The sequence below is a fragment of the Erythrobacter dokdonensis DSW-74 genome (assembly GCF_001677335.1).
Classification (GTDB): domain Bacteria; phylum Pseudomonadota; class Alphaproteobacteria; order Sphingomonadales; family Sphingomonadaceae; genus Erythrobacter; species Erythrobacter dokdonensis.
Genome location: NZ_LZYB01000002.1, coordinates 73927 through 93796 on the forward strand (window position 1 = coordinate 73927; position 19870 = coordinate 93796).

20 protein-coding genes are annotated in these 19870 nt (G+C 65.0%); 17 read left to right on the forward strand and 3 right to left on the reverse strand.

Features of this window, described 5'->3' with window-relative positions:
* Window positions 1–4 precede the first annotated feature (4 nt).
* Entirely contained in the window at window positions 5–1165 is a 1161-nt protein-coding gene (locus tag I603_RS04305; protein WP_068862615.1) for a PQQ-dependent sugar dehydrogenase, read from the reverse strand.
* Here I603_RS04305 and I603_RS04310 point away from each other — a divergent pair.
* The 4 genes from I603_RS04310 to I603_RS04325 all read left to right on the forward strand — a co-directional run bounded on the left by I603_RS04310 (window position 1164) and on the right by I603_RS04325 (window position 5554).
* On the forward strand, window positions 1164–1787 hold the full coding sequence (locus tag I603_RS04310) for a ribonuclease HII (RefSeq protein ID WP_068862616.1): 624 nt from the start codon (window positions 1164–1166) through the stop codon (window positions 1785–1787). The genes I603_RS04305 and I603_RS04310 overlap by 2 nt on opposite strands.
* A gap of 240 nt (window positions 1788–2027) precedes the next feature.
* Window positions 2028–3170: a site-specific DNA-methyltransferase gene (locus I603_RS04315; protein ID WP_407643894.1), complete on the forward strand. Its 1143-nt coding sequence runs from the start codon at window positions 2028–2030 to the stop codon at window positions 3168–3170.
* A 9-nt stretch (window positions 3171–3179) separates the two neighbouring features.
* Window positions 3180–4292, forward strand: coding sequence for a dihydropteroate synthase (gene folP / locus I603_RS04320; RefSeq protein ID WP_068862617.1), 1113 nt, complete (start codon window positions 3180–3182; stop codon window positions 4290–4292).
* An 83-nt stretch (window positions 4293–4375) separates the two neighbouring features.
* Window positions 4376–5554, forward strand: a complete 1179-nt coding sequence (locus I603_RS04325) for an alkaline phosphatase D family protein (RefSeq protein WP_068862618.1) — start codon at window positions 4376–4378, stop codon at window positions 5552–5554.
* Window positions 5555–5625: 71 nt separating this feature from the next.
* Here the strand turns inward: I603_RS04325 and I603_RS04330 are convergent, their stop codons facing one another.
* Complete coding sequence (locus tag I603_RS04330; protein WP_068862619.1) at window positions 5626–6384, reverse strand: SDR family NAD(P)-dependent oxidoreductase; 759 nt, start codon at window positions 6382–6384, stop codon at window positions 5626–5628.
* A gap of 45 nt (window positions 6385–6429) precedes the next feature.
* A complete protein-coding gene (locus tag I603_RS04335) occupies window positions 6430–7824 on the reverse strand; it encodes a sigma-54-dependent transcriptional regulator (RefSeq protein ID WP_198157219.1) in 1395 nt (464 codons plus the stop codon).
* Between the two features lie 333 nt (window positions 7825–8157).
* Here I603_RS04335 and I603_RS14440 point away from each other — a divergent pair, with 333 nt between their 5' ends.
* The 13 genes from I603_RS14440 (at window position 8158) to I603_RS04395 (ending at window position 19869) form a co-directional block, all read left to right on the forward strand.
* A complete protein-coding gene (locus I603_RS14440) occupies window positions 8158–8280 on the forward strand; it encodes an aa3-type cytochrome c oxidase subunit IV (RefSeq protein WP_143736750.1) in 123 nt (40 codons plus the stop codon).
* A gap of 13 nt (window positions 8281–8293) precedes the next feature.
* Complete coding sequence (locus I603_RS04340) at window positions 8294–9418, forward strand: NAD(P) transhydrogenase subunit alpha (protein ID WP_068862621.1); 1125 nt, start codon at window positions 8294–8296, stop codon at window positions 9416–9418.
* Between the two features lie 3 nt (window positions 9419–9421).
* Entirely contained in the window at window positions 9422–9703 is a 282-nt protein-coding gene (locus tag I603_RS04345; RefSeq protein ID WP_068862622.1) for an NAD(P) transhydrogenase subunit alpha part 2, read from the forward strand.
* Between the two features lie 3 nt (window positions 9704–9706).
* A complete protein-coding gene (locus I603_RS04350) occupies window positions 9707–11167 on the forward strand; it encodes an NAD(P)(+) transhydrogenase (Re/Si-specific) subunit beta (RefSeq protein WP_068862623.1) in 1461 nt (486 codons plus the stop codon).
* Window positions 11168–11180: 13 nt separating this feature from the next.
* Window positions 11181–11522, forward strand: a complete 342-nt coding sequence (locus tag I603_RS04355; protein ID WP_068862624.1) for a hypothetical protein — start codon at window positions 11181–11183, stop codon at window positions 11520–11522.
* Between the two features lie 65 nt (window positions 11523–11587).
* Window positions 11588–12787, forward strand: a complete 1200-nt coding sequence (locus I603_RS04360) for a parallel beta-helix domain-containing protein (RefSeq protein ID WP_068862625.1) — start codon at window positions 11588–11590, stop codon at window positions 12785–12787.
* Window positions 12784–13800: an SO2930 family diheme c-type cytochrome gene (locus tag I603_RS04365; RefSeq protein WP_068862626.1), complete on the forward strand. Its 1017-nt coding sequence runs from the start codon at window positions 12784–12786 to the stop codon at window positions 13798–13800. The genes I603_RS04360 and I603_RS04365 overlap by 4 nt, the downstream gene beginning before the upstream one ends.
* A complete protein-coding gene (locus tag I603_RS04370; protein ID WP_068862627.1) occupies window positions 13800–14816 on the forward strand; it encodes an alpha/beta fold hydrolase in 1017 nt (338 codons plus the stop codon). The genes I603_RS04365 and I603_RS04370 overlap by 1 nt, the downstream gene beginning before the upstream one ends.
* A gap of 88 nt (window positions 14817–14904) precedes the next feature.
* On the forward strand, window positions 14905–15609 hold the full coding sequence (locus I603_RS04375) for an aspartate/glutamate racemase family protein (RefSeq protein ID WP_068862628.1): 705 nt from the start codon (window positions 14905–14907) through the stop codon (window positions 15607–15609).
* Window positions 15610–15911: 302 nt separating this feature from the next.
* Window positions 15912–17078 (forward strand): deoxyguanosinetriphosphate triphosphohydrolase, encoded by a 1167-nt coding sequence (locus tag I603_RS04380; RefSeq protein WP_068862629.1) that lies wholly within the window; start codon window positions 15912–15914, stop codon window positions 17076–17078.
* Window positions 17071–17787 carry an NAD(P)H-binding protein gene (locus I603_RS04385; protein ID WP_068862630.1) on the forward strand — a complete coding sequence of 239 codons (717 nt, stop codon included), beginning with the start codon at window positions 17071–17073 and terminating at the stop codon, window positions 17785–17787. Before I603_RS04380 ends, I603_RS04385 begins: the two co-directional genes overlap by 8 nt.
* Complete coding sequence (locus I603_RS04390) at window positions 17784–18236, forward strand: ABA4-like family protein (protein WP_068862631.1); 453 nt, start codon at window positions 17784–17786, stop codon at window positions 18234–18236. Before I603_RS04385 ends, I603_RS04390 begins: the two co-directional genes overlap by 4 nt.
* Window positions 18237–18306: 70 nt before the next feature.
* Window positions 18307–19869, forward strand: a complete 1563-nt coding sequence (locus I603_RS04395; RefSeq protein ID WP_068862632.1) for a long-chain-fatty-acid--CoA ligase — start codon at window positions 18307–18309, stop codon at window positions 19867–19869.
* Window position 19870 lies beyond the last annotated feature (1 nt).

Genomic DNA, 19870 nt, shown 5'->3' on the forward strand with positions numbered 1-19870 from the left:
CCGGTCACTTCGCCGTGAGCTTGAGCACCTGGCCGTCCTTGCCGTCCTGTGCGATCCAGATCGCACCGTCCGGCCCCTGTTCCACCGAGCGCAGGCGCGCATCGAACTCGTAGCGCGTCACCTCGCGAGCCGTCTCGCCATCAATGGCGACACGCACCAAGGCCTGGCTACCGAGGCCGGTGATCAGCGCCTCGCCCTTCCAGGCGCCGAACATGTCGGCCGAATAGAAGATCATGTCGCCCGGCGCGATCACCGGAGTCCAGCTGACGGCAGGCTTCGCAAAGCCGTCATCTGCTGCATGGTCGGGGATCGGATCGCCGTTGTAGTGCTCGCCATTGGAGCGCAGCGGCCAGCCGTAATTGGCACCCGCCTTGACGAGATTGAGTTCGTCTCCGCCCGCAGGGCCATGCTCGACATCCCAAAGCCGTCCGCTTGCGTCCCAGTCGAGGCCAAGGATGTTGCGGTGGCCGTAAGACCAGATCTCCGCCGTGACCCCGCCTTTGTCGGCCATCGGATTGCCCGCAGCCGGTGTGCCGTCGAGATTGAGGCGCACGATGGAGCCGAGGTTGTTGGTCGTGTCCTGCGCCGGCTGCATCTTCTGCCGTTCGCCGCTGGCGATGTAGAGATAATGTCCGTCGGGCGAGATGCTGATGCGGTGCGAATAATGGCCGCGGCCTGTCACCTTGGGGCTCTGCCGCCATATCACGGCAAGGCCTTCGATCGAGCAGCTTTCCGGCTCGCCGCAGACCAGCGTGCCCTTGCCGACCACCGCACCGCGCGTATCGCCATCACCCGCCTTGGCCCAGCTCAGGTAGATCGTGCGACGGTCGAGAACGTCCGAGGCTTCTGAGGCCAGAAAAGCAATGTCGCCCAGCCCGCCCTGTCCGCCATACGCGACATGAGGGAGTCCGCTGACGGTGCCGGTCTTGCCGGTGGTTGTATCGAGGAATTTCATGCTGCCCGATTTCTCGGTCACGAACAGCACCGGTGTTCCCGGCGCGAATTCGATCGCCCAGGGCTCATCGAAGCTCCCCATCTCCTCGACCGTGAAGGGCATTTCGCCATTGTCGCTGGCGGCGGTTTCCCCGGTTTGTGCATTCGCGCAGCTTGCCAGCGCCAGCGCGGAGAAGGACAGTGCGGACATCAGGCGGAAAGAAGGGATCATGCTAGGGGTCACTCCGGGTTTTGCGATCGACGGGGAAACGCTGGTCGTCGGTGTTGACGAGGCGGGCCGCGGACCGCTGGCCGGGCCGGTGGTGGCCGCGGCAGTTGTGCTTGGCCGCGAGATACCTGCGGGGCTCGATGATTCCAAGCGGCTTTCCGCAAAGCGCCGCGCAGTGCTTGACGAAGCGATCCGGGCAGGCTGCTGCTGGTCCGTGGCGGTAGTGCAGCCGGAAGAGATCGACAGGGTCAATATCTTCCAGGCGACGATGCTCGGCATGACCCGGGCAGTTGCCAGCCTGTCCGCTGCGATGGGTGCTCCGTCCTGCGAGGTGCTGATCGATGGCAACATGACACCGGCAGGCCGCTGCGGAGAATGGAACTGGCCCGCGCGCGCCATCGTCGGCGGCGACGGGGTCGAGCCGTGTATTTCTGCCGCCTCGATCATCGCCAAGGAGTGGCGCGACCGGCTGATGCTGGAGGCGGCGCGGGCTTTCCCGCACTACGGCTGGGAGCGCAACAAGGGCTATGGCACGCCTGAACATATGGAGGCGTTGCGCGTCCACGGGCCCAGCCCGCTTCACCGCCGCAGCTTTGCCCCTGTGGCGCAACTCAGTCTCATCTGATCGGATTTTTTCACCGATGATTGCGCGCAGGTGAGTCCTGCGCGCCACACCGCTGCATATCGAGTCTCTTGATGGGAGGGGGACTCAACATCTTGTGCCGGTCCTGCTTCGTTCCGCCGGCGGCACAGCCGATTTACCAAGCGTTAACCATGATTGCCGCAAAATTAGGTGCTTGACGCGGACTCCTCAGGGACTCATGCCTGTGGATAAGTTTCAGGCAGAACAAGCGGGGCAAGTCCGGTGAGTGTGACAGAAAAGGTGAAGTCGCGGGCTAAAAGCGTTGGAAAAACGCAGGAAAGCGCGCGCGCGCCGGATCTTCCGCTGGGTCGCATCCTGCCTGGCGATTGTATCGCCGCGATGCGTTCGCTGCCTTCGGCGAGCGTCGATCTGGTCTTCGCGGATCCTCCGTACAACCTCCAGCTTGGCGGAGATCTCAACCGGCCCGACGGCAGCCATGTCGATGCCGTGACCGATCACTGGGACCAGTTCGATTCCATGGCAGCCTATGACAAGTTCACCCGCGAATGGCTGACCGAGGCGCGCCGGGTGCTCAAGCCCGATGGCGCGCTGTGGGTTATTGGGAGCTATCACAACATCTTTCGTGTCGGCGCGATCCTGCAGGATCTGGGCTTCTGGATCCTCAACGACATCGTCTGGCGCAAGACCAACCCCATGCCCAATTTCAAGGGCACACGTTTTACCAATGCGCATGAAACCCTGATCTGGGCGAGCATGGGCGAGAAGTCGCGGTATCACTTCAATTACCGCGCGATGAAGACCCTCAATGACGAACTCCAGATGCGGTCTGACTGGGTGCTGCCGATCTGCGCCGGAAACGAGCGCCTCAAGGAAAACGGCAAGAAGGCCCATCCCACCCAGAAGCCCGAGGCTCTGCTTTACCGTGTTTTGCTGGCCACGACCGAGAAGGGCGATGTGGTGCTCGATCCCTTTTTCGGCACTGGCACCACCGGTGCGGTCGCCAAGCGTCTGGGCCGCCAGTGGATCGGCTGCGAGCGCGAAGATTTCTATCGCAGCGTCGCGGAAAAGCGCATCGCCAAGGAACTGCCGCTGGATGAAAGCGCGCTGACGACGATGCAGAGCCCGCGCGCCGCGCCCAAGGTGGCATTTGGTGCGGTGGTGGAGAATGGTCTTATCCCGCCGGGCTCCACGCTGTTCGACAGGAAGCGCCGCTGGATCGCCACGGTGCGCGCCGACGGCAGCCTCGAATGCGGCGGCAAGACCGGCTCGATCCATGGCCTCGGCAAGGAACTGCAGGGCGCGCCATCGTGCAACGGCTGGGCGTTCTGGCACTACGAAACCGGCGGTGACATCCAGCCGATCGACGCCGCGCGCCAGCTCTACCTGCTCGCCGCCGAGGATTGACGCTTCGCTGTGGCTGATAGCGTCTATCTCCACCCGCTGACACTCGTTTCCGGACCGCAGGCCGCCGACGGCGATGCGGTGCGGCTGGGCGGGTCGATGGCCTACGCCCGCGAATTTGCGCTGGTGCTGCGGCGCGAGCGTGCGGTGGCCGAGCGGATCGTCACCACCCCGGCCGGGCTGCCCGATACAATCGCCCGCCTGCCCGTTGCCGAAGCGCGCGAGGCCGAACGGCAATTCGCCAATCTGAAGAAGGTCCACGCCCCGCTGCAACTGGGCAGCCGTACCATCCGGCTCGATCAGCCCCAGGTGATGGGTATTCTCAACGTCACGCCCGACAGTTTTTCCGACGGCGGGCAGCATGACGAGGCCGAGGCGGGACGCGCCCATGCTGCCGCGATGCTCGAAGCAGGCGCAGCGATCATCGATATTGGCGGGGAGAGCACCCGCCCGGGTGCCTCGGCGACCTTCGAGGATGAGGAAATCCGCCGGGTCGTGCCTGCGGTCGAATATTGTGCCGCGATGGGCGCCGCGATCAGCGTCGATACCCGGCGCGCGGGCGTGCTGTCCGCCGCGCTTGGCGCCGGGGCGCATATGGCCAATGATGTTTCGGCCCTGCGCTATGACCCGCGCAGTATCGAGGTGGTGGCAGAGCGCGCCTGCCCGGTGGTGCTGATGCACGCGCCGGGGGCGGGCGAGGATCTGCACGCGGGCGCAAAATATGCCGACGTCGTCAGCGAGGTGTTCGACTTCCTCAAATCGGCGCGCGAACGCGCGCTTGCAGGCGGCGTGGCCGAGGACCGCATCATCCTTGATCCCGGCATCGGCTTCGGCAAGTCGCTGGGCGAAAATCTTTCGCTTATCAATGCTCTGCCGCTATTCCACGCGCTCGGCAGCCCGCTGATGCTGGGAGCCAGCCGCAAGCGGATGATCGGTGCGCTGTCGAACGAGGAAGAGGCTGACCGCCGCCTCGCCGGGTCGATCGCGCTGGCGATGAAGGGCATGGAGGCAGGCGTCCACCTGCTGCGGGTCCATGATGTCGCCGAGACGGTGCAGGCGCGAAACGTGTGGCGGGGCTTGCGCGATGCGGCGCTGACCGATTTCAGCCAGTTGCCCCCGCTCTGACGGGTTCTTCCGTCACGGTCGCGGCTGTGTCATGGAGCGCGACCACAAGTCCTATCACCCGAATCCCTCCAAGGAGCCTTTCCATGCGCCCGACGCTGCTTGCCGCCACTGCCCTTGCCGCCCTCGGCCTCGCCGCCGTGCCGCTGATGGCGGAGGATCATGCGCAGCGCGAGGATACGCCGGTCGCGGTAAGCCTTGCGCCCGACCAGCTGCTGGCGCCCTATTATGCCGAGCTGCGCAAGAAGGTCGTCATGCCCGAGGCCGGTCCGACCCCCGCGCTTTCGCCCGCCACCACCTTGACCCGTATCGCCTTCGGCAGCTGCAACCACCAGTCGGCGCCGCAGCACATGTGGGCGCAGATTGCCGCCCAGAACCCGCAGCTGTTCCTGATGATCGGCGACAATGTTTACGGCGACAACGGCTGGGATGCCGACGCCGGGCTTGAATCCCTTCGCCGGTCCTATGCGCTCCAGGCCTCGCATCCCGAATTCTCCGGCTTCCGCGCAAAGTTCCCGATGATGGCGACCTGGGATGACCATGATTTCGGCCTCAATGATGCGGGCGGCAGCTTCCCGATGCGGCGCTGGGGCGAGGAATTGTTCGAGACCTTCTGGGGCTCCTCCGACGCGGTGCGCTCGCGCCCCGGCGTCTATGACAGCACCATCACCGGCCTGGAAGGCAAACGCGTGCAGGTGATCCTGCTCGACACCCGCTTTTTCCGTTCCGATCTCAAGCGCATGGAATGGAGCCGCGAGCGTCCGCCGCTCGGCAGCTACCTTCCCGACAGCGATCCGGCCAAGACCATGCTCGGCTCCGAACAATGGGCGTGGCTCAAGGCTGAACTGGCCAAGCCTGCGGATTTGCGCATTCTCGTCTCCTCGGTGCAGGTCATTACCGACGCACACCAGTTCGAAGGCTGGACCAATATGCCGGCCGAGCGCGCGAAGCTTTATGACCTGCTGGCGGACCGCGAGGACAGCGGCCTCGTTATCCTGTCAGGCGATCGCCACGCGGGCGGGATCTACAAGGCCGAGCATAGGGGTGAGACCCTGTGGGAGCTGACCAGCTCCTCGCTCAATCTCGCCTTCGGCAATGATAATGACCGCAGCACCGCGCGCGAGCCCGATCCGGCGCGCACGACCAAGTTCTTCTCGGTCGAGAATTACGGGCTGGTCGATATCGACTGGAAGACGAAGCAGCTGACCATGACGCTGAAGGGCAATGACAGCGGCACGCTGGCGCAGCAGGCGTTCACGTGGTGATGTTCTTTAAATGTTTCACGTGAAACATTTCAAGCACTTATGTTGGATTGGCTTTGGGCAAATCCTGCAAGCTAGAGCGTAAATCCACCGTCAGAGACCATCACATGGCCGGTGATGTTGGCCGCGGCATCGCTCAGCAGGTAGAGAATGCTGTCGGCCATTTCCTCCGACGAGGCAAACCGGCCCAGTGGCGTGGTCTTGGCCATCGCCTTGAGCGTAGCCTCGCGGCCGATGGCGGCGACCGAGCGCTGGAAGTCTTCGCCCGATTCCCAGATCGCGGTATCCACCCCGCCGGGAGCTATCGCGTTGACGCGTATGCCTTTTCTTGCGTTCTCTACCGCCGCAATGCGGGCCATGTGCGCCACTGCTGCCTTGGAAACACCATAGGGGCCGATGCCGGGGAGCGGCTTTATACCCGTGGTCGAGGCCACCACCACCGCGCTGCCGCCTTTTGCTTCCATTGCCCGCAGCGATGAAGCCAGCGTCATGAATGCGCCATCAAGGTTCACGGCCATCACCCGCCGCCATTCGGCCAGCGAAAGGCCCGCGATAGGGCCACCCGAACCTATGCCTGCGTTGACCACAGCATGGTCTAGACCGGTCAAGCGGGGTTCTAGCGCCTGCCAAAGCGTCTCGTCGGCAACGCTGCCGGTGATGCGGTGAACTTCACCCGGAAGATCGAGTGCATCGAGCCCTGCGCCATCCACATCGACGAGGAACAGCCGCGCCGCTCCGCGCGCCGCCAGCGCCCGGGCACAGGCAGCCCCGATTCCCGATGCTGCCCCGGTGACGAGCGCCGAGCGCCCGGAAAAATCCTGAAGTGTCGTCATGCCCTCAGGCCTAGGCCTGCGCGGCCTGTGGATCAAGCGGACCCGTTACGCCGCGTTGTCGATCCCGAGATCGGAGAGCTTGCGATAGAGGGTCGAGCGTCCGATGCCGAGCCGCCGCGCCACTTCGGTCATGCGGCCGCGGTAATGGCCGATCGCAAGCCGGATGACGTCGGCCTCGATCTCTTCCAGCGGGCGCAAATTGCCGTCTTCGGTATAGAGCATGATGCCCACGCCCTCGTGCGACACTGGCAGCCGGGCCAAGCCCTCTTCGCCCAGCATCTCGGACAATTGCGGAAAGCTCTCGGCGGTCAGCGTGTTGCCTTCGCAATAGACCGCCGCGCGGAACAGCACCGATTGCAGCTGGCGGACATTGCCCGGCCAGTCATAGGCCGCAAGCAGCGCCAGCGCGCTTTCGGAAATCGAGAGGTGATTGAGCCCCGGCTGTTCGCCGATCCGGGCGAGGAAGTGGCGGGTGAGGGCGGAAATGTCGCCGGTGCGTTCGCGCAAGGGGGGCAGGTGGATGCGGGTCGCGCCCAGCCGCGCAGCAAGGGCAGCGTCGAACTGTCCTGCGGCAACCAGTTGATCAATGCCGGCATTGCTGGTCACCAGCAACCGCACATCGACCCGGAAACCGTAGCTGGCTCCCACCGGACGGATAATGCCACTGTCGAGCGCCTCGTTCAGGCGCTGTTGCAGCGCCGGGGTGAGCCGGTCGATCTCGTCCAGTACGAGCGTACCGTTGTCGCAATGCTGGAAAGCACCGATCTGGCGGTCGAAGGCGCCGGGGAATGAGCCGGGTTCATGCCCGAACAGCACCGATTCGATCGACCCGGACGGAATGCTGGCGAGATTGATGATCCGCAAGGCTTCCTTCGCGCGGGGGCTGGCGCCATGCATCGCGCGCATCAGCATTTCCTTGCCGGTGCCGCTTTCGCCTTCGATCAGGACGTGGCCCTGGCCGCGCGCGGCCTTGGCTGCCTGCGCCAGTGCGGCGCGGAATTGCGGGGCAGTGCCGATCATCGCGTCGAAATCGAGGCTGGCCGACATCTTTTCGGTCAGCGGAGCCAGTTCGTCGCGGGCGGTCTCGCGGGTGGTCACGGCACGCAGGGCTTCGAGCAGCCGGTCTGGGGACACCGGCTTGACCAGATAATCGCTTGCGCCTGCGCGCATCGCCTCGACCGCGAGCAGCGGCGAGGCGCTGGTGGTGAGCATCAGGATCGGCAGGGCCGGACGGCGCGACTTCAATTCGGCGATGAGTTCGCAGGCATTGTCGCCCGGTACCCACTGGTCGAGCAGGATGGCGGAGAGCTGCATCCCTTCGCGGGTGCCCAGCATGGCGATGGCTGTTTCGGCATCGGGAGCGACGATCGTGCGCCATCCGTCACGCGCGGCGATCGCGGTGAGCAGGCGCGACTGTGCCGGCTCGTCGTCGATGAGCATCACGATTCGCGCATCGCTTTGTGCCTCGGGGTGGCAATCAATATCCGCCATTGGCCGTGCCGTTCGCCTCTCCTTGGCCCGAACCCAAGCGTCCCGGGCTGATACACTCCCGGTCTTAGGACGCGCAGGTAAAGACGGGATTAAGGCTGTCGTCCGGCAGCGGGGGCAGCCGTCAGGCACAGTGCGCCTGCGCCGCGCAGACTCTCAATAAAGGTGACTTGAGCGCAGCGCCGTGCTTCGATACGGGAGCACGCGCAAAATGCAGGGCGAAGCGATTTTTTCGCAACCAATCGCCGCCTGCGGTGTTGAGATGCCCAAGGGGAAAGACACGGTATGACTGTTCACGACATGGAAAAGGCCCAGGCAACCTACGGCGGGTTCATGGCCACGCTGAAATGGGCCGTGCCCGTGATCGCGGTGATCGTCCTGATCGTCGTTTCGCTGATCGCCAGCTAAGGGCAGGGCCAGAGTGAAGATCGCCATCCTCAAGGAACGCGCCTCTGGCGAGACGCGCGTCGCCGCAACGCCGGAAACGGTCAAGAAGTTCGCAGGGCTCGGCCTTGATGTTGCTGTCGAGAAAGGGGCGGGAGAAACCGCTTCGATTACCGATGAAGCCTTCGCCGAAGCCGGTGCCAGCCTCGGCACCGCTGCCGCCACTGTGAAGGACGCCGATATCGTGCTCGGCATTCAGGCGCCCGAGGTGAAGCAGCTCAAGGGTGCCAAGGCGGGCGCGTGGGTGGCGGCGCTGTTCGATCCCTTTATGAAGCGTGATCTGGTCGATGCCTATGCGGCCGGCGGCTTCGAGGCGCTGTCGATGGAGTTCATGCCGCGCATCACCCGCGCGCAGTCGATGGACGTCTTGTCCTCGCAGTCGAACCTGGCCGGTTACAAGGCGGTGCTGGTCGCCGCCGATGCCTATGGCCGCGCCTTCCCGATGATGATGACGGCGGCGGGCACGGTGCAGGCGGCCAAGTGCTTCGTGATGGGCGTGGGGGTTGCCGGTCTTCAGGCGATCGCGACCGCGCGGCGTCTGGGCGCGCAAGTGTCGGCGACCGACGTGCGCAGCGCTACCAAGGAGCAGATCCAATCGCTGGGTGCCAAGCCGATCTTCGTCGAGAACGTCGCCGGGATCGAGGGCGAAGGCTCGGGCGGCTATGCCACCGAAATGAGCGAGGAATACCAGAAGGCGCAGGCCGAACTGGTCTCCAGCCACATCGCCAAGCAGGATATTGTCATCACCACCGCGCTGATCCCGGGGCGGGCCGCGCCGCGCCTGATCACCGATGCGCAGATCGCGACGATGAAGCCCGGCAGCGTGATCTTCGATCTCGCCGTGGCGCAGGGCGGCAACGTGGAAGGCTCGAAGCCCGACGAGACGGTGGTCAAGCACGGCGTTTCGATCATCGGCTATTCGAACACGCCCGCGCACCTGCCCGCCGATGCCTCGGCGCTGTTTGCGCGCAACCACTACAACTTCCTCAGCGCCTTCTGGGACAAGGAGGCGGGCAAGCCCGTGCTCGACGAGGAAATCGGCAATGCGATCCGGCTCACGCAGGGCGGGAAGGTCGTCAACGAGCGGCTTCAGGGGGCCTGATCCATGGACTTCATTTCAATTCTCAGCATCTTCGTGCTGGCGTGTTTCGTCGGCTATTATGTCGTCTGGTCGGTGACCCCGGCGCTCCACACTCCGCTGATGGCGGTGACCAACGCGATCTCCTCGGTGATCATCGTCGGCGCGCTGATCGCCTCGGCCGAAGCCGGTAGCCCCGCGGCCAAGTATCTCGGCCTGTTCGGGGTGGTGCTGGCCAGCATCAATATCTTCGGCGGGTTCGCCGTGACCGAGCGCATGCTCGCGATGTACAAGAAGAAGGAGAAGTAAGTGATGGACTTCTCGCTTCTTGCCGCCGGGGTTTCCGGCGAGGGCGCAACGCCGGCCTGGGCGATGCTCGCTTACCTGGCCGCGGGCGTGTTCTTCATCCTCGCGCTGCGCGGGCTGTCCAGCCCGGCGACGTCACGCGCGGGCAATCGCAACGGGATGATCGGCATGGCGATTGCGGTCGTCACGACGCTGGTTACTCACGACATTGCCAACATTGCCGAAATCGGGGTCGCGATCTTCCTCGGCGGTATCATCGGGGTCACCATTGCACGCCGCATCGCCATGACTGCGATGCCGGAACTGGTCGCGGGCTTTCACAGCCTCGTGGGCCTCGCCGCCGTGGTGGTCGGCTTCGGTGCATGGCTTGACCCGCAGTCTTTCGGCATTGCAGACGAAGCGACGAAGCAGATTTTCGCCGTAAGCCGGATCGAACTGGGCCTGGGCATTGCCATCGGGGCGATCACCTTCTCGGGGAGCGTCATCGCCTTCCTCAAGCTCTCGGGCCGGATGAGCGGTTCGCCGATCCTGCTGCCTGCGCGCCACATCATCAACCTCGGCACGCTCGCCGCAATCCTCGGCCTGATCGGGCTCTACACCGTTTCACCGCAGGGCGGCGCGGCGGAAGGCTGGATGATCTATGCCATTGCGGTGCTGGCTTTCGCCATCGGCTTCCTGCTGATCATCCCGATCGGCGGGGCGGACATGCCGGTGGTCGTCTCGATGCTGAACTCCTATTCGGGTTGGGCCGCGGCGGCGATGGGCTTCACGCTCGGCAATTCGGCGATGATCATCACCGGCGCGCTGGTCGGCTCGTCAGGCGCGATCCTCAGCTACATCATGTGCCGCGCGATGAACCGCAGCTTCATCTCGGTGATCGCGGGCGGTTTCGGTGCGGACGCAGGCGCGGGCGGCGGCGGCGGAGCGCGCGAACAGCGCCCCTACAAGCAGGGCAGCGCGGAAGATGCCGCCTACATGCTCGAACAGGCCGAAAAGGTCATCATCATCCCGGGTTACGGGATGGCGGTCGCCCAGGCCCAGCACGCGCTGCGCGAGATGGCCGACAAGCTCAAGGAAAAGGGCGTGGAGGTGAAGTATGCCATCCACCCCGTCGCAGGCCGCATGCCGGGGCACATGAACGTGCTGCTGGCCGAAGCCAGCGTGCCCTATGACGAGGTCTTCGAGCTGGAGGACATCAACTCCGAGTTCTCGCAATGCGACGTCGCCTTCATCATCGGCGCCAATGACGTGGTGAACCCGGCGGCGAAGACCGACAAATCCTCGCCCATTTACGGGATGCCGGTGTTCGACGTCGACAAGGCCAAGCAGGTGTTCTTCATCAAGCGCTCGATGGGCGGCGTCGGCTATGCCGGGGTCGACAACGACGTGTTCTACATGAACCAGACCGTCATGCTGCTGGCCGACGCCAAGAAGATGGTCGAGGAAATCGTCAAGTCGCTCGACTAGAGCCTTTAAGGCCATGAAGAAATTGCTGATTGCCATCGCGCTGCTCGTCGTTCTGGCGGGCGGCGCGATCTTTTCGGGGCTGGCCGATCCGCTGATCGAATGGCGCGTCAAAACCGTGCTGGTCGATGCCGGCCTGAGCGAGCCCCAAGCCGCCTGCATGGCCGCGCGGATGACCGGGCGGCTGACCCCGATCCAGCTATGGAAACTGCGGCAGGGCCTCGCCGCGCAAGGCCCCGAGCCGGTGGCGGTCGATGGGCTTGGCGAACTGGTAAAGCGGCTCGACCGGATCGGTGATAGCGAAGTGGTGGCGGTGCTCACCACCAGCGCCGGGCTCTGCGCGATCGGGCTGGGCTAGTTTCCGAAGCGCTTGCTTTTCCTCGCCTGCTTGCGCCAGAGTGCGCGGCGGAGAGGGAGACTATCATGAACCGCATCGCACTGGCCGCCGCGCTGCTCGCAACAGCCGCACCGCTCGCCGCCGAAACCCATGTGATTGCGCCGGGCGAGGGCGCGCAGGAGCGCTTGCAGGAGGCGCTGATCCTGGCTGAGCCGGGCGACGAGATCGTGCTGGAGGCAGGGCGCTTCGTACTGACCGACGGGCTCAGCCTTGATGTTGACGGGGTAACGGTGCGCGGCGCGGGGATGGATGCGAGTGTGCTCGATTTTACCGGTCAGATGGGGGCGGGCGAGGGGCTGCTGGTCACCTCGGACAACGTCACGTTGCGCGATTTCGCGCTCGAGAACACCAAGGGCGACGGCATCAAGTCCAAGGGCGCGGACAACATCGTCTATCATGCGATCCGCGTCGAATGGACCGGTGGCCCCAAGGAGACCAACGGCGCATACGGCATCTACCCGGTCGAGAGCACCGGCGTGCTGGTAACGGGATCGAAGGTCTCGGGTGCTTCGGACGCCGGGATCTATGTCGGTCAGAGCCGCGACATCACCGTGCGCGGCAATCTGGTGCAATTCAACGTCGCCGGGATCGAGATCGAGAACAGCCGCAATGCGCTGGTCACGGGCAATATTGCCACACGCAACACCGGCGGGCTGCTGGTGTTCGATCTGCCCGGCCTGCCGGTGATGAACGGCGGCAATGTGGTCCTGCGCGACAATATCATGAAGGACAATGACACCGCCAATTTCGCCCCGCCGGGCAATATCGTCGCCTCTGTGCGCCGCGGCACCGGCGTGCTGGTGATGGCCAATGACGGCGTGCTGATCGAAGGCAACACGCTCGACAACAACCCGACCGCGCATGTCATGGTGATCGCCTATACCCAGCCGTTCGAGGATGCGCGCTACAATCCCCATGCCCGCAATGTGGTGGTCGGCCCCAACGCTTTCGGGCGCGGCGGGGATGATCCGCAGCTCGATGGCAAGGATATGCTGCTCGCAGCCTTTGGCGGGGCTCTGCCGCCGGTTCTGTGGGACGGACTGTCCGAAAGCCCGGAAAGCGCGCTGAAGATTGCGTCCGGCGTGACCGGGTGGACGCTCAATCTCTCCAAGGTCGGGCAGAGCCTTGCCGAGGCGCAGCCCGGGCCGCTGATGCTGACCCCGACGACAAGCTGGGATGTCCCCGAAGTCGGCGCGCCCGCAGCACTGGAGGCGCGGCTGAAGTGAGGCGTTCGGTTGCCCTGCTGCTGCTTGCCTGCGCCAGTTTCGGCGCGGTGCTCGGCCATGCCTCGGCGACCGGTGTGGCAGCGGTCAGCGATGCGGCGGTTCAGGGTGAATCCTTCCCGCGCAAGCTGTCCGATTTCGGTTTCTTCGCCGAGGCGGCGCGGCAGGTGCCTGCGGCGGGGGTCACGCCCTATGCGCTCAATACGCCGCTGTGGTCGGACGGGGCGGAGAAGCTGCGCTTTATCTACCTGCCCCAAGGCACGCAGCTTGCCGCCGAAGGGGATGGGCTGCTCCGATTTCCGGTGGGTAGCGCGATCATCAAGACCTTCGCTTTTGGCGAGGGCGAGGCGCGGCGCCTGATCGAAACCCGCGTGCTGCTGCACCGCGCGGAGGGCTGGGTGGCGCTGCCCTATCGCTGGAACTCAGAGCAGACCGAGGCCACGCTGGCGCTGGCGGGAGGGCGGCTTGATCTGGTGACCCCGGCGGGCGAGGCGATTTCCTATGCCATTCCCAACAAGAACCAGTGCAAGTCCTGCCATTCCAAGGATGGCGAGGTGATCCCGATCGGGCCCAAGGCGCGCAACCTGTCGCAAGAATGGCTGGGCGGCATGGCGGCGGCGGGGCTGCTCGATGCTGTGCCTGTGGATGCGGACAGCCTGCCTGACTGGGCCACCCATGCCACCGGCCCGGCGCAGCCGCTCGCGCGGGCCTATCTCGATGTGAACTGCGCCCATTGCCACCAGCCGGGCGGTGGCGCATCGAACAGCGGCCTCGATCTGCGCTGGGAACAGGATGATCCCCACGCCATCGGTATCATGAAGCGCCCGGTCGCAGCCGGACGCGGGGCGGGGGGGCACGATTTCTCGATCCTGCCCGGCCAGCCTGACAAGTCGATCCTGCTCTACCGGATGGACAGCGCCGAACCTGGGGTTGCCATGCCCGAACTCGGCAAGGCAAGCGTGGACAGGGATGGCGTCGCGGTGGTGCGGCGCTGGATTTCGGAGTTGAAAGACTGATGAAATGGGTTCTTCACGGCGTGCTGGCGGTGCTGGCGCTGCTGGTGGTCGCTTTCCTGATTTTCCGAACCCCCGATACGGACGCGGCGGAAATGCGCGCCAAATATGGCGGGCTGCCGTCGCAATTCGTCGAGATCGGCAATGGCGTGAGCGTGCACCTGCGCGATGAGGGGCCCAAGGATGCGCCGGCGATCATCCTGCTGCATGGCTCCAATGCAGATCTCCACACCTGGGAGCCGTGGGTCGAAGGGCTCAAGGACCAGTACCGCTTGATCCGCTTCGATCAGGTCGGCCACGGGCTGACCGGGCCCGACCCCAAGGACGATTACAGCCGCGCCAATTATGTCGCCGACATTGCCGAGGTCGCCGATGCGCTGGGGCTTGAACGGTTCATCCTCGGCGGCAATTCGATGGGCGGAAAGCACGCGCTGGCCTTTGCCGTGGCCCATCCCGAACGGGTCGCGGGCCTGGTGCTGGTCGACGGCAGCGGCGGGCCGATGCTCGATCTCGCCAAGGACAAGCCGGAGGTGAAGCAGAAGGAGAGCGGCGGCGGCGGCGGGAATATCGGCTTTGCCATTGCCCGGATGCCGGGGATCAACCGGCTGGTCGAACAGATCACCCCGCGCGCGCTGATCGCCCGCAGCCTTGAACAAAGCGTTTCGGTCAAATCCGTGGCGAGCGAGGCGGCGGTGGACCGTTACTGGGAGCTGCTGCGCTATCCGGGCAATCGCCGCGCGACGCTGAAGCGCTTCTCGCAGCCCTATGATCCCCTGACCGAGGCCGAGATTGCTGCGGTCGCCACGCCTACCCTGATCCTGTGGGGAGAGGAAGACCGGCTGATCCCGGTCGAGGCAGGACGCTGGCTCGACAAGACCATGCCGGCGAGCACGCTGGTGGTCTATCCGAAGATCGGCCACCTGCCGCAGGAAGAGGCGGTCGAGGCGACGCTGGGCGATCTTGTCCCCTGGCTCGAAGCCCTCACCGGCACTCCGACCGACAGGGCGCCCCCGGCGTAAGACGCATTGCCTGGTGCGGTGATGGACGCGAGGAACGCTTCCTCGCTACACCCGTTGGCACTTGCACACGACATCAAGGGGCACGCCTTTGCGCAAACTGGGGATCATCGGCGGCATGAGCTGGGTGTCGACGGCGATGTATTACGAACGCATCAACCGCATCGTCCAGAAGCGTGCCGCTCCGATGGCCAGTGCGCCCCTGCTGATCGAAAGCCTCGATTTCTGCCAGCTCTATGCCCTTGTCGAGGAACGCGACTGGCAGCGCGCGGGCAACGTGCTGATCGAGAGTGCACGCCGGCTGGAGGGCGCAGGGGCCGAGGCGCTGATCATCGGCGCCAATTCGATGCACCGCCTCTATGACGATATCGCCGCAAGCGTGAACATCCCCGTCCTGCACATTGCCGAATATGTCGGCATGGCGATCAAGCGCGCCGGCCACCGCAGCGCTGCGCTGATCGGCACCCGCAACGTGATGACCGAGAGCTTCTACCGCAAGCGGCTGGTTGCCCACGGGATCGACCTGCTGCCGCCGCGGATGGAATTTGTCGAGATGCTCGACAAGATCATCTATGACGAACTGATGGTCGGCAAGGTCACGCGCGAGGCGCAGCGCACCTTGAAGACGATCATCATCAACAAGGCTCAGGAAGGCGCGGAGGCGATCGTGCTGGCCTGCACCGAGCTTGATCTGGTGGTCGATGTCGATGCCAACGTGCTGCCCGTGTTCGACAGCACCCGGATCCATTGCGAGGCGGCGGCCAACTGGATCCTCGAACAGGAAGCGGTGCATTAGTCGTCGGTTCGTCGGCATCCCGCAACGTTTGGTCGATGGTGCGGCTTGCAAGGGATGCAACATCATTCGTCTGGGCCTATGGCCGCCCGCGGAATTTGTCACAACGAAAGTAAGGCGGGTTCCGGGCCTTCGGGTCGCACCGACAGGCCCATGGGGCTGCTCTCCTTCCCCCCAATCACCGGTGAGCGGCCCCATAACAGCGGACCAATCGGCGCGTCAGAGTGCGAATTCACCGCATTTGCCTGATGTTTTGCATCTGTTCCCGTTGAGCCATAGCCCGCGCTGACCTAATCGCTCGTGCCGTGACCAACCGCGCCCCCTATGCTGCCGACCCGCTCGCCCATGGTGGCCGCGAATGGAGCCGCCGGACGCCCGGCGAACAGCGCGGCCCGCGCAGCGCCTTCCAGCGCGACCGAGACCGCATCATCCATTCGATGAGCTTCCGGCGCCTGAAGTCCAAGACGCAGGTTTTCATCGCCCCGCTCGGCGACCATTACCGCACCCGCCTGACCCATAGTCTGGAAGTCGCGCAGATTGGCCGCGTAATCGCCCGCGCGCTGGGGCTTGACGAGGATCTCGCCGAGGCGCTGTGCCTGGCGCATGATCTGGGGCACCCGCCTTTCGGTCATGCCGGAGAAGCTGCGTTGAGCGAGGCAATGGCGCGCCATGGAGGCTTTTGCCACAATGCGCAGGCGCTGCGCACCGTGATGCGGATCGAATGCCCCTATCCCGAACATGACGGACTGAACCTGACCTGGGACCTGCTCGAAGGGCTGGCAAAGCATAATGGCCCGGTCACCGCACCGAATTGGGCCTTGGCCGAACTCGACGCGGCCTTTCCGCTGATGCTTGGCACCTGGCCCTCTCTCGAAGCGCAGGTGGCAGCGGTCGCGGACGATATCGCCTATGACAACCACGATATCGACGATGGCCTGCGCGCAGGCTTCCTTGAACTCGATGAACTTCTGACGCTCGATTTCGTCGCCGACCAGTGGCGGGCGGTAGAACAGCGCTATCCCGGCGCCCCGCGCGAACGTCTGCTGCGCGAACTGGTGCGCGACCAGATCGGTCTGATGGTCAACGACGTGCTCGAACATACGCGCGAACAGGCCAAAGGGCTGGGTTCGGTCGGCGAGGTGCGCGAGGCAGGGCGGCAGATCGCCGGCTTCTCGCCGGCCATGGCTGCGCAGGAGCGGCGTCTCAAGGCGTTCATGTACGAACGGCTCTATTACCATCCCGAACAGGTGGCCGCTGCCGAGCGCGCGCGCGACATCGTCGCCCGCCTCTTTGCCGCCTATTCGCAGGATGCCCGGTTGATGCCCGATGACTGGCAGGCACGCCTGCCCGAGCACGAGCCGCAGCGCGCCCGTGTGATCGCCGATTTCATCGCCGGAATGAGCGATCGTTTCGCGATCCAGGCAGTGGGTGAGATCTACGGGATAAATCCGGCGGGTCTGATCAATGTCTGAGACGCGCGGCCCTGCACGGATCGCGCTCGTCGGCGCGACCGGCCTTGTAGGCAGGCAGGTCATTGCGCTTTCGAGCGCGGGCGACGAGGCGCGGATCGTGGGGATCGCCCGGCGCGAGGCTCCGCTTCCGCCGGGCGCGCGGATGGAGATGTTCGTGGCCGAGCCCGACAAGTGGGGCGAGGTGCTCGAAGCCGTGCGTCCGCGCGCTCTGATCTGTGCGCTCGGCACCACCTGGAAGAAGGCCGGACGCGATGAGGCTGCGTTTCGCGCGGTCGATCATGATCTGGTGCTCGCGACCGCAAGGGCGGCACGCAGCGCCGGTGTGCCGAACATGGTGCTGGTCAGCGCCGCCGGAGCCGATGCGCGCGCCAAGAGCTTCTACATGCGGGTGAAGGGCGAGGCAGAGGAAGCGGTATCGAAAGTGGGTTTCAAACGGCTCGACATTCTGCGCCCGGGCCTGCTGCGCGGCGAGCGGGTCGATGACCTGCGGTTTGCCGAGCGCGCCGCGCTGATCGCCGCGCCGCTTGTCGATCCGCTGCTCTCGGGTTCCTGGGAACGTTACCGCTCGATCAATGCGGCGCTGGTGGCGGAGGCCGCGCTCGGTCTCGCGCTTCGGCGTGCGGGCGGGCGGTTTACCCACGACAACGAGGCGATGCGCCGCGCTGCCAGGGAATGGCGCAGGGCATGCGAGCCGGAGAATGTGGAATGATCGACTGGAATGCCGTGTTCGGCATGGTGAACCTGCTGGCGCTTATCGCCTGGGTCTTGCTCATCTTTCTGCCGCGCTGGCCCGCGCTGCTTTCGGGGGTGATGTACATGGGCGTGGGCCTGCTCTGTCTGATCTATGCCGCGAGCCTCATCGGATTGGTCAGCGGCCTCATCCCCAACCCCGAAGGCGGCGGCGCGGATTTCTCCTCCATCGAAGGCGTGCAGGCGATTTTCGCTACCAAGGCCGGCACCACGATCGGCTGGACGCATTACCTTGCGTTCGACCTGTTCGTGGGCTTGTGGATCGCGCGTGACGGGGATGCCAAGAACATCTCGCGCCTGATCCAGGCGCCGGTACTGCTGGCGACTTTCCTTGCCGGGCCGCTCGGTTTGCTGGTGTGGCTGCTGGTGCGCGAGCCTGCCGCACGCAAACAGGGCCGGTTTCGCTAAAAAGGCGGCTGGACGCTCGCGCGGATTTGCCTAACCATGCCCGCACACGCTTTTGGGAGAGAGCAGGGCCATGGCGCGCGAAGCCTATCACGACTTTTCGAACTTCGATGACATCATGCATTTCTGGGCGAAGGAACGGCCTGACGGACCGGCTTTCGACCAGGACGGCCGGACGACCAGTTACGCCGAGGCGGACCTGCTCACCCGCCAGTTGATTGCGCTGCTCCGGTCGAGGGGCATCGCGGCGGGCGACCGGATCGCGTGGCTCGGCAAGAACCGCGATATCTACTTCATGCTCTATATCGCCGCGGCGCGCATGGGGGCGGTGATGGTGCCGATCGGCTGGCGGCTGGCCCCGCGCGAGATTGCCTATATTCTGACCGATACCGGAGCCAAGCTGCTGTTTGCCGATGCCGACTTCATCGACACAGCTCACAGCGTCGCAGGTGATGTCCCGGCAAATCCTGAAGTGATCGAGGCGGAGGCCGCGCGCACGGCTGCGGCCGGTTTCGAGCCGGTCGATTATACGCCGCCAGGGCCGCATGATCCGGTGCTCCAGCTCTACACTTCGGGCACAACCGGCAACCCCAAGGGCGCGATGCTGACCAATACCAACCTCTTGGGCCTGCGCAATGCGGGCAATGAGGCGGGGCTCGACTGGAACTTCTACGAGCCCGATGATTGCATGCTGGTCGCCATGCCCTGTGCGCATATCGGCGGGACGGGGCTGGTGAACATCGCTATCGCCAACGGCGTGCGCAGCCTTGTACAGGCCGAATTCTCGCCCGTCGGCGTGCTTGAGGCGATCGAGGCCGGGGCCACGCACATGTTCATCGTTCCGGCCGCGCTGCAGATGGTCGTGCAGCACCCGCGCGCTGCCAGCACCGACTTCAGCAACCTCAAATACCTGATGTATGGCGCCGCGCCGATGCCGCTCGAGCTGCTCAAGGAAGCGGTGCGCACCATGCCGACCACGCGGTTCCTGCAGGCCTATGGCATGACCGAGACGGCGGGCACGATCTCGATCCTGCCGCCCGAGGATCACTCGCTTGAGGGCAACCAGCGCATGCGCTCGGCGGGCAAGGCCTGCCCTGCGGTCAGCATCGAGGTGAGAGGGCCGGACAACAGGGAAGTGCCGCGCGGAGAGATCGGCGAGGTCTGCATCCTCTCGCCCACCAACACCCCCGGCTACTGGAAGCTGCCCGAGGCCACCGCCAAGACCATCGACCCCGACGGCTGGCTCCACACCGGCGATGCGGGCGTGATGGACGAGGATGGCTATGTCTACATCCAGGACCGCATCAAGGACATGATCATCTCCGGCGGCGAGAATGTCTATCCTGCAGAGGTCGAAAGCGCGATTTACGGCCATCCCGCCATCGCCGAGGTCGCCGTCATCGGTGTCCCGAGCGCCAAGTGGGGCGAGGAGGTCAAGGCCTGCGTCGTCGCCAAGCCGGGCTGCGAGATCGACGAGGCCGACGTCATTGCCTGGGCGCGTGAACGCATTGCCGCCTTCAAGGCGCCCAAAAGCGTCGATGTCATCCCGGTCATGCCGCGGAACGCCAGCGGCAAGATCCTGCGGCGGGAATTGCGCGCGCCCTATTGGGAAGGGCAGGAACGCCAGGTGTCGTGAG

Bases quoted from the DNA above. Each gene is read 5' to 3' on its own strand.
- I603_RS04310 (WP_068862616.1), top strand. From the start codon at position 1,164: ATGCTAGGGGTCACTCCGGGTTTTGCGATCGACGGGGAAACGCTGGTC.
- I603_RS04305 (WP_068862615.1), bottom strand. From the start codon at position 1,165: ATGATCCCTTCTTTCCGCCTGATGTCCGCACTGTCCTTCTCCGCGCTG.
- I603_RS04325 (WP_068862618.1), top strand. From the start codon at position 4,376: ATGCGCCCGACGCTGCTTGCCGCCACTGCCCTTGCCGCCCTCGGCCTC.
- I603_RS04330 (WP_068862619.1), bottom strand. From the start codon at position 6,384: ATGACGACACTTCAGGATTTTTCCGGGCGCTCGGCGCTCGTCACCGGG.
- I603_RS04335 (WP_198157219.1), bottom strand. From the start codon at position 7,824: ATGCTCATCGACGACGAGCCGGCACAGTCGCGCCTGCTCACCGCGATC.
- I603_RS14440 (WP_143736750.1), top strand. From the start codon at position 8,158: ATGACTGTTCACGACATGGAAAAGGCCCAGGCAACCTACGGCGGGTTC.
- I603_RS04345 (WP_068862622.1), top strand. From the start codon at position 9,422: ATGGACTTCATTTCAATTCTCAGCATCTTCGTGCTGGCGTGTTTCGTC.
- I603_RS04350 (WP_068862623.1), top strand. From the start codon at position 9,707: ATGGACTTCTCGCTTCTTGCCGCCGGGGTTTCCGGCGAGGGCGCAACG.
- I603_RS04355 (WP_068862624.1), top strand. From the start codon at position 11,181: ATGAAGAAATTGCTGATTGCCATCGCGCTGCTCGTCGTTCTGGCGGGC.
- I603_RS04360 (WP_068862625.1), top strand. From the start codon at position 11,588: ATGAACCGCATCGCACTGGCCGCCGCGCTGCTCGCAACAGCCGCACCG.
- I603_RS04370 (WP_068862627.1), top strand. From the start codon at position 13,800: ATGAAATGGGTTCTTCACGGCGTGCTGGCGGTGCTGGCGCTGCTGGTG.
- I603_RS04385 (WP_068862630.1), top strand. From the start codon at position 17,071: ATGTCTGAGACGCGCGGCCCTGCACGGATCGCGCTCGTCGGCGCGACC.
- I603_RS04390 (WP_068862631.1), top strand. From the start codon at position 17,784: ATGATCGACTGGAATGCCGTGTTCGGCATGGTGAACCTGCTGGCGCTT.
- I603_RS04395 (WP_068862632.1), top strand. From the start codon at position 18,307: ATGGCGCGCGAAGCCTATCACGACTTTTCGAACTTCGATGACATCATG.